This is a genomic window from Pseudomonas sp. W4I3 (assembly GCF_030816195.1).
Classification (GTDB): Bacteria; Pseudomonadota; Gammaproteobacteria; order Pseudomonadales; family Pseudomonadaceae; genus Aquipseudomonas.
In genome coordinates, this window is the sequence record NZ_JAUSXS010000001.1 from 4,370,690 (window position 1) to 4,385,994 (window position 15,305).

Below are 15,305 nucleotides of genomic sequence, written 5' to 3' on the forward strand. Positions count from 1 at the left end.
CCTTATATCTGTTGTAGAACATCAACCGACACACTGTCGGAAATTTCACCAAAGGACATAACATCTAATTCCCGATAACGCGCTTCAACAAGACGCTTAATATAGCGACGCACGTCGACAGAACAGAGAATCACCATATCCTTGTGCGGAATTTTAACTCGATCCATGGACAGCACTAGGCGATCCAACAATCCATCACTGTCGGTGGGCTCCAAGTTTAGAAAAGAACCATTTGACGTTTGCCGAATGCCCTTACGCACTACATCCTCAAAGTCTGCCGATAACATCAGGGCCCGCAACTTACCCTGCACGGTAAATTTATTACTGATGTAACGCGCTAATGCCCCACGTACGTGTTCCACTAACGTCAATACATCTTTTTCTCGAGAGGCCCAGTGGGCGATGCTTTCCAAAATGAGCTTCATATTGCGTACTGAAATACGCTCAGAGAGCAAACGCTGTAGGATTTCAGCGATTTTCTGCACGCTGGCATGCCGATAGACTTCCTTGAGCAAGTCGGGATATTTAGCTTCTAACTGGTCAAGTAATGTCTTGGTTTCCTGCACGCCAAAGAACTCGTTGACGTTGCGCGCCAAAAGCGCAACCAGGCAATGATAGGTTTCATCGTAGGCAGGCCTCAGGTCGTAACCCAGCGCGACGAGACGTGTCTTGTCTTCCATCCCCGCCCAAATCGAGACCTGCTTATTACTGTCCTGACCCACCGTAAGGTCCAGCCCCAGACCTTCAAGCTCATCAGAATGGTTAAGGACGCGCAACCGCTCAAAATGAATATCGAACTGATCTGCGCGCACCTCGTTGATCAGTACACATACCTGGTCAACGGGCATATTTTCGACACTTCGCAGGCTCAAGTCGGGGATACGCACTCCATAATCGATAAAGAACTGGCTACGTATGCGCTCTCCAAGGCGGTGCACGCGCAAGTCTTCTATTTGCGTCGGTGCGACCAAGAGAATAAGAGGAACGGTTTCACTCGCAGTGGCTTCCAAATCTTCGATCAAACCCAGTGCACCTTCCTCTCTGGCACTACCCTCTGCCGTACCCGAATCGGATGAGATACCGGTCTGCGCCTTGAGCGTAGCCCTGTGACGGAAAAAAAGTAATAACCCCAGCGCCAGTGCCAGTACGGCAAATGTCAGTGTAGGGAAACCAGGAAGCAAGCCTACAGCCAGGGCCAACACCGCAGTTACGCCGATCACAAATGGATGGCCAAGTACCTGGGCAACAATGTTTCGACCTAGATTCGCATCATCACCATTGACGCGGGTCACAATAAAGCCAGCGCTGATAGCGATGAGCAAAGCCGGTATTTGGGCGACTAATCCATCGCCGATGGTCAGCATGGTGAATGTCGAAAGCGCGGTTGAAAGGTCCATCCCCAGCTGCGCCATACCGACGGCGATACCGCCGATGAAGTTGACGAAAATGATGATTATCCCGGCGATAGCATCGCCTTTGATAAACTTCATGGCGCCGTCAAATGAGCCATACAGCTGACTTTCACGCTCCAGCACACTTCTTCGTTCGCTCGCCTCGTCAGAGGTGATTGCCCCGGCCTTAAGATCGCCGTCGATACTCATTTGCTTGCCAGGCATCGCATCAAGGGAAAACCGCGCTGCAACCTCTGCAACCCGCTCCGAACCCTTTGTAATGACGATGAACTGCACCACCGTCACAATTGAGAAAATGACGAACCCCACCACTAGGCTGTCGCCAATCACAAACTGGCCGAACGACGCAACGATATCGCCTGCGTCAGCCTGCGTGAGAATCAAGCGACTGGTGCTGATGGACAACGCCAAGCGAAACAAGGTTGTAATCAACAGCAACGAAGGGAATGTCGAGTAATTAAGAATCCTCTCAATATAGAAAGAACCCATGAACACCAAAATGGAAATGACGATATTCAAGCCAATTAGAAAGTCCACCAACGGTGTTGGCAGTGGAATGATCAACATGGCGATGATCATGATCATCAATGTCAGGATCAACAATTCCGGACGCGACTGAATATTGCGTAGCAAAGAATTAAACATAAGAGCGTAGTGCTTCCACGTTATAAACTTTCGGGCAGCAGCGCCGCCGGGCTAAGACTTCCGTTTCAAAAGCGATGCTCATCAAGACCTCAAACCGCTCTTGCAGCAAACCAGGTATCTCGTCATCCTCGTATAATGCTGGCGGCAAAAGAGAACATCCGCGTCGCACCGCCCCCAGTAAAGCCGCGCGTTGATGCGGTTCAGCCAGAATCACCGCCTCCCCTAGCACTCCATACAGCAATTCGTCCAACTCTTCGGGCGCCTGCAACAAGCCAATAAGGAACAGCAACCAGTCAGACTCGCAGCCGTTGTAACGCCTGGTTATTTCGTCTCCGAGCATCCGTCCCACGAATAGAAGATCAGCCGAGCGTAGGCATTTGAGCTGATTCAGCTTCTTCAGTAGCTCGCCAAACTCAGTTTTAGAACAGCTCGGTTCCTGAGCATCTATATCGGTTAGCAGCGCCGCCTCGATAAAATCCAGCACGATGGTACGCTGCGTATAACCATACAGCGCGATCCAATTTTCATAGTCCAAGACTGGCCCATGTTCATTTTCAAGAAACTCACGGTAGCTTTGGCGCAAAAAACCCGGCTTGAGAGCCATTGCCTTGCCAAACAGTTTTGCCTTCAACGCGCAATTGATACCCGCCCGCAGACGCTTGGGCGGCGCTTGGGCCACCAATGTTTCCAGCATCTGCTCAAGCTGTTTGCGCTGAGCCTTATCCAGATTTCGACGCCGCAATAATTCACTCAGAACCAGCGCCAGGTCGCTGTCATCAGCGAACAGGCTACGTGCTTTTTGAAGCAATAGTTCAAGCGACTGCCCGCCCGATTTGGCAATACTTAAAATCTGTTGGACCCTCGGAAGAAGGTCTTCTTCGAGTACACGCTCAAAACTATCGCTAAGACTTTCTCCTTTGCTCTCAAAGCGACGACGATTCAACAAACTGCGCATCCCTGTTGAAAGCTCATCAACGCTCTGCATAAATTTTTGCAGTTGCGCGCCTGGCGAGGTGTCCTCAATCTGGGAATCAGCTCCATTCTCGGCCGCTGCCTGAGACTGTTGCGCTTTCGCTTCTCGACTTTCTCGCTTGATATGCAGTTGCTGTTGATGCTGAGGAGAGCGCCCGGCCGAGGGTATAGAGGTAACCATCAGCGGCCTAACGCCTTCAGAAGCTTGGCATCCTCTGCACCCCAACGCCCGGAGTTCGCTGTCCCAGTCAGCACATCTCCATGTGATTCAAGAGGGGAAGTGATTTCCTTCGGTTCGATCAAAAAGACCCGAACAGTATTCGTTTGCCGGGACTGCCGATAACTAAACAAGCGCCCAATAAACGGAATAGAACCGAGCACAGGGATCCGCCCTATTTGCTCACCGCTCTCGTCTCGAGTGTAACCACCCACCAACAGGCTTTTACCAGCAGGCACACGCGCCACTGTACTAATATGGGTGCGCCCTACTGTAGGTAAAATAGCACCTTGGGTTCCGTTTTCTGCCTGCTTAACTTCATTGCCGTCTTCAATACTCAACGACATTTCGATCTGATTATCAGCAGAGAACCGTGGCAACACGCTGACCAAGGTACCGTACGTTATGTGCTGCAGCTCCACACTGCGTTCACCGATCAGCTGCGTATAGAACGTACGATTATTATCAAAGATGGCCGGCGTATTTTCCTGGGTAAGTAACACGGGACGTGAAACCACACGAGCCCGGTCTTTTCGCTCCAGTGCAAGCACCGATGCGACGAAGCTCTGACCATCTAGGGTACTGAGGGAACCTCCATTTAGGGAAACAGAGATATTCCCACCTAAGTTTGCCGAGCCCTGCCAGCTCACGCCTAACTGATCAAGATCTTCTTTTTGCAGATCAATAATCCACAACGCAAGTTCAACATGGCGTTTCTCTTCATCTAGGGCCCCTACAAGATTTTCTATAAAGCGCACTTGTTCAGGCAAGCCCTTGACCAAAAGGCTGTTATTATCTGGATAAGCCATGACACGAATATTCCCGGCCGCTAGTTCCCTTGGAATAATACGGGGCAGTTCGCTCGCGTCTTGCGGAGCTTTCTCTGCCAGCTCCTTCAGCGTAAAATCCGACAGCTTTGTTGAGCCCGGTCGGGTCGAATCCACCCCCTCAACCGCCCGCTGCTCATTACGCAACAAACCCTCAATAACGGTTGCCATACCGGGAATGACCACATTGTTGTCACGCAGCGCATACGAGCGGTCGCCGACGAATGTATTCTGCAGACGAATCACGCCAATACGCTGTCGCCCCAGTTCAAGATCCGAGCTGTTCTCATCCATCAGCTTGGCAGCTTGGCTAATCAAATCTACGTAAATGGGTGGCCCGGAAATATAAAAAGTACGTAGACCATCGCTGCGTAAAGGGAACCGCGCATCATCCAGGCCAGAACGTCGCAGAAAAGCATTGAGCTTCGTCACTGTTATATTATGCAAGGAAACAACCGCTCTCTTTGCCTCAGAGGCCTCATACAAATAGATCGATTGACCATCGTCATACCAGACCAAGCCCATTTGTCGAGACAGCTTTCCTAGCAAAACCTCAGGCTGCTTGAATACGAACTCTCCGGTAATTGTTCGGCGTGCAGCGCCTTTACTCACGACCACCGGCTTCCCCAGCTCGCCTGAGAAGGCCTCAAAAAAGGTTCGCAAATTATCTTGCCGCGCAACGTACCCGTCAGCGGCATATACACTGGTAACCGAGGTTAGAAAAAACAAAAACCCCAAGCCTAATCTAGTATGTAACTTCATTATAACACTGTTCATTTAGCTGCCAACTTGGTGATATCAGACAAGCCTCGCGGTGACACCCCAAGCAGCTCACTCATTTCCCGAGAAAAATGTGCGGAAGAAGAAAAGCCGTGATTCAAAGCAATCTCGACAAGCGTATGTTTACCTTCTGTCAAATCCATTAATGCACGGGCAAGACGCCAATCACGCAATTGGGTTTTGGTGGTTTTCCCAATAACTCGACGGCATAAGCGGCGAAAATGAGGCACTGACACCCCATAACGCTTGGCCAAACTGTGCAACTTTTCGGCACCGGTGCCACTACCCCATAAAAAGCTGACCAACCCATAGGCCTCCGTTCGGCGCAGGTAGGCCGCCAACCGCAAATAACTGTGCGAAGCACACCAACCTTGCTCTAGGTACCAAGACTCAATATCTGATTGCCAGTTGGTAATTTCCAGGGCAATAGAATTAAACGACTGCGATGTAATTACATCTTCGCCAGGCAGCACTCCCGACTGATCAATGAACAACTGCAATCGAGCCAACGTAGCGAGGCTCACAGACTGCACATGGCCTGCACCGCAAATCACCTCAAACCCGGTGCCGACCAGCAAGCCGTGCCACCCGGCGGAAAAATTGTAGTGCTCTTGGCATGCGTCCTCAGATGAAACATTGATTAGGGATATGTCTTCAGTCCCGACAGTCAAACGCCAAGCAAAAAGCCCATCTTTGACCGATGCGAAATCTGTAGGCCATGAGCTTCCCGTACGTACGGAAGAACCTTCATATATAGACATATTGATACCCATCAACCTAAGCAAACATAAGCAAACATAAGCATACTTATTAATCAGCAATAAAACTTGAGTAGATTATGATGACACCAAAAAAGTATGATGATCTAGCCAGCTCGTCCATCACTGAAACCTGCCCCCACCCCATCCGCAAGATACGAAACAATTCTTCCCCGGGGAACCTGAACACATAATTAAGAGATTACTAAATCATTGCTCGACCGCTCTCTAACCGTAGAGGCAGCTTTCACCTTGTTGCTCCTGACGGCGGCCATAAGCAACGTTAACAATACACCATCGGCCAGCTCATTAATTATTGCATGCAAATACCTGCCGCTCTATCGAGAAACCCCTATAATCGCTTCGGAAATTTCCCTTGACCCATGAGAAATTTCAACGCAGACGTCTCAGGGGAGCAGTTATCACAACTGCAACTGCAGCGGACGTATTCCACCAATAGAACAATCGCACCCCTTCCGCACACGAATAAAAAATTAGAATGGACACATGTTACGAGGAGTTAGATGTCATATTTTCCAAAGTGTGATTATGCACAGACCTGTGCTACTATGAACATGCGAGCCCACAGAAACCTCCATGCACTATATAGAAATTTCCTTGCTGAATCGAGAAGCGTCTCATACTCTTAGCGAAGGCACTACTCAAAAATTGAACCGCGTTAGAAATCCCACATCCTCAAGGATGGTTTCATTCATACGCATCATTCATGCAGGTATTAAAAACCGAGGTTTAACTAGACGCAAGAGCAATGCTAGCTGAATCGCTTTATGCAACTTTAAGTTTTTTGGCTGACACAATAGAAAATACCTGACGGAATTTACTGACCTATGCGACTTTATACTCTACCCAGGCCCCAAAACACAATTTAATGCTGCTTCGCCACAGCCAAGCATATGGACTTAACTCTATTACTGAAATATTGGAGAAATTTAAATAGTTTAGTACTTGCCTGGCTCATCAATTAACGAATCGAACAAGTGGGAATTTATGTCGCTAAGTGTCACAGATCGTATCAGCATCAAGTTTCACAACATAACGGGAGGCAACATTTCTTCAGGCAGAACGTTACGTATTGCTGAGGGCCTGAAAGAAACACAAAACATTCCCGAAAAAATCGTAAAGTTACTTTCGAGGAAAGTTGGAAAGCACCCTGAACTGAAGCAGTTTATGCCTCAAGAGGTCAATACAAATCTTGCGAAGACGCATGCACTTAGCGCTGTAGAAATATACAACAAAGGAATAACCCAAGCGAAAAATGAACTGACTGGACTGCAGAAAATGATGAATGGGCACCATGAGCATGTGCAGAAAATTTCAAATTCTATTCTTTACAACAATATAGGTATTGAATTCAGAGCTGAAGTTGGGGGGGTTTTGAATGAGTTGGGTAGTGGTTTTTCCAACATCCTTAAACTAGAAGAAAAAATCAATAACTTGAATGGGGATAAATATGCTATTAAGCAAAAAATAGCTTCGCATCAAAAAACTAAAAGCAACATAATCGACATGTATGGTGAGCGGGGCTCACTGTCGCCAGCCTGGGGTAATGCCGATAGAAGCATTTCAGCGCTTGAGGGGAAGATGTCAAGGAAAAATACCGAAATCAAGACTCTGGAAAGTAGCCTGCTAGATCACCGAGAAGTTTTAGCGCTCTCAGTTATTACGGTTGCCGAACGCAGGGAAGATCTCGTTAGTGACAATACCCAGCCACTGGTAAACTCATATAAATCAAATTTTTCGGAGCTGCAGTCTATTCCATATAAAGCCAATCTTATTGAAAAGAGTATTATTGAACTACAAAACCAACGTGAGAATGCGGTCGAACTCGCTGATAGAATCGATCATATACAGCTGTTACATATGACAAATAAAGTTATCACCGATACCAATACGATCCTAGAACTCACAAACAATAAAACTCTAAAATTAAAATCAAATATTGAAAACACTATGCAGGAGCAGCTTGCTAAGGCTAAAGAAATAAATATCGCCATTTCCGGCATTAAATCAAGCGACAAATTTAATGTATTCTCACAAGAAGCGCTGAGCTTACCGAACGTGCCAAATCACAAACCTGACACGACCTCAAGCAATCTAATTAAAAAACGAGCTGAACTAGCCAGTTAAGCCTTCGCTAGAATTGGAGTTGAAGAGGCATATCTTCTTCACTCACAAAACCGAATGATTGCACGTCGAGGTCTGAGCAGTCTGAGCTCTGTATACCACAGGATTAAGATCGTTTAGCGTCAGCCTGGTTCGCGCTCACCCATTACGCTCCTGCGGCAGGCCGGACTCAGATTGAAGGCAAAATATCTCAACTGAGAACGGCTGGCCAACTAACTAGACGTCATGTATAAAAATGCTCCTACCCGTCAGGAAATCACATACCTGAAATCAAATATTCTTCTCTCCCCGCTCGACTTAAGCTTAGAGATATTTGCAACAGGTCAATGGATAAAAACTGCTGAAGCAGATTCAATTCGGTACGGGCCAGGCTAAAACAAAGCCTCACATCAGGCATTTGCCCTAGCCAAACAATAAAAGGGACCTGATCATCTACGATAACGGGAGCTGTGATTTTTCGTACCGGCCGTTCTACCTCCTGCTCAAGCAGATGCACAAACCTGATTATCGCTAGGACATATATCCCCAGCAGTGATCAGCCCCTGAACCAATCGTCTTGACGGCGAGACAGTCCCAAAAAGAGCACTAGGAAACTCGCCAGCACGTACATGGCATGTAGCGCACAATAATTACATCGCCACAGGCAATCGCTCGCACCACTGCGTTGCCCATAGATCCAATATTCGCCAGCAAGGGCGATATCAATGCGCCCAGGGGATCCCCATGGTTGCAGACATCCTACGGCCATCCTCACCCGCCTGAGACATTTGCAGATGACCCGAGCATATGCCGGAATATGCCAATGGTCCTCTCGGCGCTGAAAGCGATTACCGGCACGCCGTATCGCATTGATAGACACGACCGCGATGAAATAGCGTTGGCCTTCGCAGCTATCACCTCATCGATAAACGCTATGTATTAGATAATTTTGGCAAAAGCCTCACGGTTCCAACACGCACCTCATGAAGAACAAACGCCATGCCAAATACGTCGTTATCCTGAAGCGGTGCGCTACCTGCTATTTGCGGTCAAGGAAACCAACCGTTCCGAACGCACAACGCAGCAGGAGTGGCGCAGTTACCTTCAACGAACAAAGTGTCCCCATTGGATTGGATACGTGCGGAGAGCCGGCCGACACCCTTCCCCCGGCGCGAGTGTGACGCTGACCGCCGCGTCGGGATATTTGCCCTGCTAAAGTACCGAGACCCAGCACCACGGAGTGTTTGCGCAGCGCCATGTGCGCTCCCCCAAGCCCCGTTTTTCCTTGGACGGCCTGAGCTTTTCCAGCTCTGTGGACGCCCTGATCCGACAGGACCGGCTCGACCCGCTACCCTATGTGCGCCGACATATCTGCGGTGATTGGGACGATGTGCGCGAAGAGCATCGACGCTACAACGGTGCGGCCGTGGCCCTCGGCGGCTACCTGCTGTCGTCCTACGCCGTCGGCGATGGATTCGACCTCCGTATCTTCACCGAATCAGCCCGGAACTTTACCGAAGTGTTCCTGCTAGATGAGTACTGACCGCCATAAACCGGTACGTCCCTCATGCGGTTTAACGGATGCCGGCTGCCACTCACCCCGACCACGCTGCCGCCATGTTCGCTGGCATCGCCAGCAACGTCCCAGGCGGTCAAAGCCTTCAAGACCGCGGTGCGTCAATGGCGTATCGGCCGCCTCATACCTTCATCCTTCCGTCAACCCAAGGGACGCCCACCCTTGCGGTAGGAGGTCCCGCTGTTGCAAGGAGACCTCCATGTCATTGTTCTTCAAAGGCAGCGATCTGAAGCCGGTGCTGGTAGAGGCCATCGCCAATCAATGCTGCATCATTTTGGTCAAGGACCAAGGTGTCTACTGGCTCGCCGAGCGGGGCGAGCGCCAAGCCGATGGACGCCAAAAAGTGATTGCCTACGCGGTCGGCTGCAATCCCGATATCGACGCGTTCGACGACTGGTGGGCGTTGGCCCGCAACGAGCTCGGCGGCGACGATTTCGGGGAATATTTCGATCCTCAGTGGGGGGCGTTCACACGCATCCTCAACGGTGAGGACGATCTTGAACTAACCGCAACATCGACCCGCCTGATGCTGTGGTCCGTCACGCCCTAATCTGACCCCGATGTCCCCACCAAACCTTGAGCCCCCGCCTGCCGGGGGCGCTGCGGTTCAGCCAGGCACCGCGCCCATTTTCGTTCTACTCCTAGGGTGCCGAATGGAGTCGTCATCCTATTCTCTTGCCTCATTCCCGTGCGCCCCGTCAGACGATGTTGCGTCCTGGTCCCCGCCACGCCCGCAGGATGATAGCTGTGGCGAGCCAGGTGACCGGCCGCTGACACGCATCGGCGCGGATTCGCGGTTGGCGTCGGTGTGGTCCTACGGCAACTTTTCCATGCGCTGCCGTTTGGAAAACCTGCACTTCCAGATGCCGCCAGGGGTATCGGCTCTTCGAGCATGTCTACCGGCCGCGTATTTGGCATTGGCCGGTATTTCGCCCCCCAAACTCCACCGTTTCGTTAGATGCTACCCGCGACGGCTGCTGGCACACGCCTCGTTTATTTCATTGTCAGCATGGCCGCCCAAACTAGGAATTGATTGATGACTTCACTTTTCATGCAAGGTATTGATCATGCGAAAACTACCTACTCCGTTAATCAAAGCCTATTACCACCCGATTGAAGCGGCAATCCGCTGGAGCAACCTGCACCGCTTCGAACCCTTGATCCTGGCCCAACTCGGAAGCCGTCTGCGCCCGACCCAGGACGACTTTCCACGCTGGCCAACGCTGTATTTGAATAGCGAGCGGCTTTACTGCGGGCTGCACAACGGTGATCTGCCCTTCGGCAAACACGGGGTCACTTGCCGGGACGTGAGCCTACTCGATGACCCGGGCCTGTGCGTATGCGAGGTGCATCTGAAGGCGTGGATGCAGCAAAACTACCCGGAAGAAAAACCGCGTTTCCTGTATGGCCCGGCCGAACGCCGTGGACTGAGTCGGGCGGCATTGCAGGAAATGTCCGCCAATCACACGGCCTTGAAAGTGCAGCTCGATATGTGCGCTGATAAAACCGCGCAGTTGAAGGAACGCAACACCCTGCTCAAACGTAGTTTAGCCGAGGTCCGGCGTTTGCCGCCGCCGGGCGAGGAACTCAGTGATCGCGGCCGCTCCGCACTGTTGAACATCATCGGCGGCCTGCTGACGGCGCTGCGCGGCAGCTCCCCCGGTGGCCAGCGTTACAGCCAGTTCGACAGTGACGCGGCGATCATCCAGACAGTCATGACCTACCACGGCGGGCGCGTGGGTATTACCGAGCGCACGATGCAAAAGCATTTCGCGGCCGCTCGCCGCAGCTTGGCCGCTTGAGCCTGCTGGCCGGTGCCGCACTTGCGGTGGGACGCGCCGTAGTTGCGGTAGCCGTCGGCTGAGGCAGGCTATTGAATACCGATCACCCTATACAAGCCTTCCGGAGTGATCACCATGACTGATAACACCTCCATAGCCTCCCACGCCGAGCGCCGGGTACTGCGCGCCGGGTGGATGTCGAGCATAAAACCGGCCTCAAGCGCGCTCACTTGTACGCTCTGATGCGTACCGGGCGCTTCCCTAAAAGCATTCCACTGGGCATCCGTGCGGTGGGCTGGGATTCGCTGGAGGTTGAACAGTGGATCGCCGAACGCCGCGCCGAGCGCAACTGAGGGGAGATGACCATGCGTGTTGTGTCCCTGATTTCCACCAAAGGCGGTGTCGGCAAGACCACCACGGCGGCTAACCTCGGCGGCTTTGTCGCCGACGCCGGCTTGCGCGTGTTGCTGCTGGATCTGGATGTGCAGCCGACCCTGTCCAGCTACTTTGCCCTGACTCGCCAAGCATGTGCCGGCGCTTATGAGTTGCTGGCCTTGAACGAGCATGACCTGCAGCGGTTGGTGTCGCGCACCAGCATTCCCGGCCTGGATCTGATCCTCTCCAACGACGAATTGGGGCAGCTCGGCACCTTGCTGTTGCATGCCCCCGATGGGCGCTTGCGGTTGCGCAACCTGTTGCCGACTTTTGAAGCGTATTACGATCTGCTGCTGATCGACACCCAGGGCGCGCGCAGTGTGCTGCTGGAGATGGCGGTGCTGGCGGCAGACCTGGCGCTGTCGTCGGTGACCCCGGAGATCCTCGCAGCGCGCGCACTGCGCCGGGGCACCTTGCAGTTGCTGGACGATATTGCGCCCTACCGTCACTTGGGCATCCAGCCGCCGCCGCTGCGGTTGTTGATCAACCGTGTGCACCCGGTCTCGGCCGATGCGCGGCAAATTCAACGGGCACTGCGCCAGGTGTTCGGCCATAGCGGCGGGGTCCAGGTGCTGCACACGGCGGTGCCGGCGATTGATGCCTATCCGCGCGCCGCTACCCAGCAGTGGCCGGTGCATCGGGTCGAATACCGTAAGCCGTCAGGCCGCGCTGCCCCCGCTGCTTTGGAAACAATGCGCGCATTGGCGGGTGAACTGTTCCCGGCCTGGATGGAGCGTTTCGCCACGGTCACTGGTCGTGGAGGACGCCCGCATGGACATTAATCGTTTGCCGCGCCGCCTGCGCCGCTTGATCTGATGGCGCTGCGCGAGGGCTGGTGGGTGCGGATCAGCCCCGACCTGCAACTGACCTTGCGCAAGCCCGGCCTCCCGCCGATCCACACCGGCACCCGCGCTCATTGGCAATGGCGCTCAGAGCGAGTTTCAGGCGCTTGCCTTCCATGAAATGCTGGGCATCAGCGAAATCCGCATCTTCGATATTGATCGCGATGCCTCACTCAAGCTGCTGCGTAACCTGGCGGCTTTCCCGACGATCAACGTGATTCACGCCGACTCCATACAGGAGGCGGTCAAGGGCGCGCACATTGTCACCACCGTGACCGCCGACAAGGCCTACGCAACGATCCTGACGCCCGAGATGATCGAGCCCGGCATGCATATCAATGCCGTCGGCGGCGACTGCCCGGGCAAGGCCGAACTGCACGCCGACATCCTGCGCAACGCCCGGGTCATCGTGGAATTTGAACCTCAAACGCGGATTGAAGGTGATATTCAGCAACTGGAGGCTGACTCGCCCGTCGTCGAGTTTTTCCAAATCGTGCAAGGCGACGTCCAGGGACGCGAGAACGATGAACAGGTGACGGTCTTCGATTCCGTGGGCTTTGCCCTTGAGGATTTCTCGTCGCTTCGCTACCTGCAGGCGATGGCGCACGAACATCAGGTCGGTCGGCACATCCACCTGGTCCCCACGCCTGAAAATATAAAGAACCTGTTCCAGATGCCGGATCAGCAGCCGGCCAAAGCCGCCCATCTGCGCACGGCCAGTTGACCTGCGAGTGACGCCCCCGGCATTTGAACTGGGGGCCGTCACTGTCCACATAAAACAACACCGTCACCCGCCATTGCCTCCTGACAATGGCGCTGGATATCCACTTTTCTGCCAAAACTCAAAAACATAAGATCAAGAGGTTTTGAAATGAAATCGAATTCATCAGAGCGGGCTGAGCAGCCTGCGCTGCAGCGCACGCTCAGCAATCGTCACATCCAGTTAATGGCCATGGGCGGCGCCATTGGCACGGGCTTGTTCATGAGCTCCGGAAAGATCATCGCCCTCTCCGGCACCTCGATCATCCTTATCTACATGATCATTGGCCTGTTCGTTTACTTCGTCATGCGTGCCATGGGCGAAATGCTGCTTTCCAACTTGAATTTCAAGACCTTTGCGGATTTCGCCGGCGCCTACCTGGGGCCCCGCGCCGCATTTTTTCTCGGCTGGTCGTATTGGCTGAGCTGGAGCGTTGCGGTGATCGGCGATGCCGTCGTGGTGGGAGGCTTTTTCCAGTACTGGTTCCCCCACCTGCCCGCCTGGATACCGGCTATCGGGATGCTCGCGACACTGTTCGCCCTGAACGTGCTGACGGTCAGGCTTTTCGGTGAAGTCGAATTCTGGTTCGCGATCATCAAGATCATCGCCGTGGTGACGCTTATCGGCGTGAGCATCGTGCTGATTGCCAGCTCGTTCGTATCCCCCAGTGGCGTTACCGCGTCCCTGGGCCACCTGGTGGATAAGCAGGCTGCATTCCCTCATGGCGTGCTGGGTTTCTTTGCCGGCTTCCAGATGGCGATATTTTCCTTTGCCGGCACCGAACTGATCGGCACCTCTGCGGCAGAAACCCGGTCTCCGGAGCGGACCCTACCCAAGGCAATCAACTCGATTCCGCTATGAATCATCCTGTTCTACGTGTTGGCATTGGGCTGCATTATTGCCGTGACGTCCTGGCAACAGGTGTCACCTGTAAAAAGTCCTTTTGTCGAACTTTTCCTCGTCGCCGGCTTTCCCGCAGCAGCCGGCATCGTTAACTTCGTGGTCCTGACATCCGCCGCGTCATCGGCCAACAGTGGCTTATTCTCCTCCAGCCGTATGCTGTTCGGGCTGGCGAATCAGGACAACGCCCCGGGTATTTTTCGGCGACTGTCGGGCAACAGTGTGCCGCTGCTGAGCCTGGCCTTCACCACCCTGTTGATGCTGGCGGGTGTACTCGTGCTGTTCATCGTTCCGGAAGTCATGACGGCATTCACCATCGTTTCCACCGTGTCAGCGATTCTGGTGATCTTCACGTGGTCGACCATCCTCGCGTCCTACATTGCCTATCGCAAAAAGCATCCTGAGCTTCACGCCAAGTCGTCTTACAAGATGCCGGGCGGCGTCCCGATGGCATGGTTCTCACTGGCTTTTTTGGGCTTCGTTCTGTGCCTGCTGGCATTAAGACCTGACACCCGCGTTGCCTTGATGGTCATGCCGGGGTGGTTCATATGGCTGGCAATTGCTTATCAGCTGACACGTAGCAGGAAGCCAAAAACCGCAGTTGAATCGGCAAGTCAATTCGGTTGAGCTGCTAACGAGGCCTCTGCGCCAATCCTGAACAGCACCCGCCGAACTGACAATGCAGATAAGCCTGCTTGCCCAGCATTGCGGTGTGTCGGTCAATAGATAGACTGAGCGACACACCGCAATCCCGAACACTCCTGGCCGCATCAAGCAAGGGAATACAACCCAGCGGTAGAAGGACCCATCCGAAAGTTGATGCACAAGGAATCGTAAAGGGCTGTGCCAGCGGTGTACTTGAATACGTACTTGAAAACCGTGGCTGGAGATGGATTTCAGTGGAATTCGGAAAACGAAAAAAGCGGCTCACGGATGCTATTTCCGTGGTACCGCACCTGAAAAAAGAGCAAAAAAAGCGACCTGTTAAGGTCGCTTTCTTTCGCTTCAAGGAGTTCAAGGGCCTCGAAGCTAAATATGGCGCAGCGGACGGGACCATTACTCACCCTCCAAATTCTTGAAAGTCTTAGGGTTTCAGAATGTAACAGTTTCTTTATGGCCTGAATTGTGTACTCATTAGCTGTCACTGTAAACAGTTCCCCTTAACCAACGCTGTCTCAGTATCGGAAGGGTTCGACAAGGTAATCCAAGAAGCAGCGCACCCGAGCTGGAACATGCGCTCCATGTGAGTCCAGATGAAAGTCGTTCCAACTTCCAG

Annotated in this window: 9 protein-coding genes and 3 pseudogenes; 8 read left to right on the plus strand and 4 right to left on the minus strand. The window is 52.8% G+C overall.

Translation table 11 applies throughout. From position 1 onward, the window contains the following. Positions 1 to 2: 2 nt before the first annotated feature. From QF045_RS19740 to QF045_RS19755, 4 genes are read right to left on the minus strand one after another with little or no spacing between them, the layout of a single operon-like run. Positions 3 to 2,057 (minus strand): EscV/YscV/HrcV family type III secretion system export apparatus protein, encoded by a 2,055-nt coding sequence (locus tag QF045_RS19740; RefSeq protein ID WP_124429285.1) that lies wholly within the window; start codon positions 2,055 to 2,057, stop codon positions 3 to 5. Then, complete coding sequence (sctW, locus tag QF045_RS19745) at positions 2,050 to 3,210, minus strand: type III secretion system gatekeeper subunit SctW (RefSeq protein WP_256660165.1); 1,161 nt, start codon at positions 3,208 to 3,210, stop codon at positions 2,050 to 2,052. The genes QF045_RS19740 and sctW overlap by 8 nt, the downstream gene beginning before the upstream one ends. Further along, positions 3,210 to 4,835: a type III secretion system outer membrane ring subunit SctC gene (gene sctC / locus QF045_RS19750; RefSeq protein WP_124429284.1), complete on the minus strand. Its 1,626-nt coding sequence runs from the start codon at positions 4,833 to 4,835 to the stop codon at positions 3,210 to 3,212. The genes sctW and sctC overlap by 1 nt, the downstream gene beginning before the upstream one ends. 11 nt (positions 4,836 to 4,846) lie before the next feature. Beyond that, positions 4,847 to 5,614 carry a helix-turn-helix domain-containing protein gene (locus tag QF045_RS19755; protein ID WP_164485244.1) on the minus strand — a complete coding sequence of 256 codons (768 nt, stop codon included), beginning with the start codon at positions 5,612 to 5,614 and terminating at the stop codon, positions 4,847 to 4,849. 1,005 nt (positions 5,615 to 6,619) lie between these two features. On the opposite strand from QF045_RS19755, the gene QF045_RS19760 reads away from it, so the two are divergent. The 8 genes and pseudogenes from QF045_RS19760 to QF045_RS19795 all read left to right on the plus strand — a co-directional run bounded on the left by QF045_RS19760 (position 6,620) and on the right by QF045_RS19795 (position 14,656). Further along, entirely contained in the window at positions 6,620 to 7,759 is a 1,140-nt protein-coding gene (locus tag QF045_RS19760; protein WP_306493678.1) for a hypothetical protein, read from the plus strand. Between the two features lie 1,216 nt (positions 7,760 to 8,975). Continuing rightward, entirely contained in the window at positions 8,976 to 9,278 is a 303-nt protein-coding gene (locus QF045_RS19765) for a hypothetical protein (RefSeq protein ID WP_124403744.1), read from the plus strand. A gap of 232 nt (positions 9,279 to 9,510) precedes the next feature. Further along, positions 9,511 to 9,861: a DUF3085 domain-containing protein gene (locus QF045_RS19770; protein WP_124362250.1), complete on the plus strand. Its 351-nt coding sequence runs from the start codon at positions 9,511 to 9,513 to the stop codon at positions 9,859 to 9,861. A 517-nt stretch (positions 9,862 to 10,378) separates the two neighbouring features. Next, on the plus strand, positions 10,379 to 11,113 hold the full coding sequence (locus tag QF045_RS19775; protein WP_124429282.1) for a hypothetical protein: 735 nt from the start codon (positions 10,379 to 10,381) through the stop codon (positions 11,111 to 11,113). A 114-nt stretch (positions 11,114 to 11,227) separates the two neighbouring features. Continuing rightward, positions 11,228 to 11,445 (plus strand): annotated as a pseudogene (locus QF045_RS19780) (AlpA family transcriptional regulator). Positions 11,446 to 11,457: 12 nt separating this feature from the next. Further along, complete coding sequence (locus QF045_RS19785; RefSeq protein WP_124406850.1) at positions 11,458 to 12,309, plus strand: ParA family protein; 852 nt, start codon at positions 11,458 to 11,460, stop codon at positions 12,307 to 12,309. Between the two features lie 103 nt (positions 12,310 to 12,412). Continuing rightward, positions 12,413 to 13,093, plus strand: a pseudogene (locus QF045_RS19790) (ornithine cyclodeaminase); the annotation flags it as partial. A gap of 147 nt (positions 13,094 to 13,240) precedes the next feature. Next, positions 13,241 to 14,656, plus strand: a pseudogene (locus tag QF045_RS19795) (amino acid permease). Positions 14,657 to 15,305 lie beyond the last annotated feature (649 nt).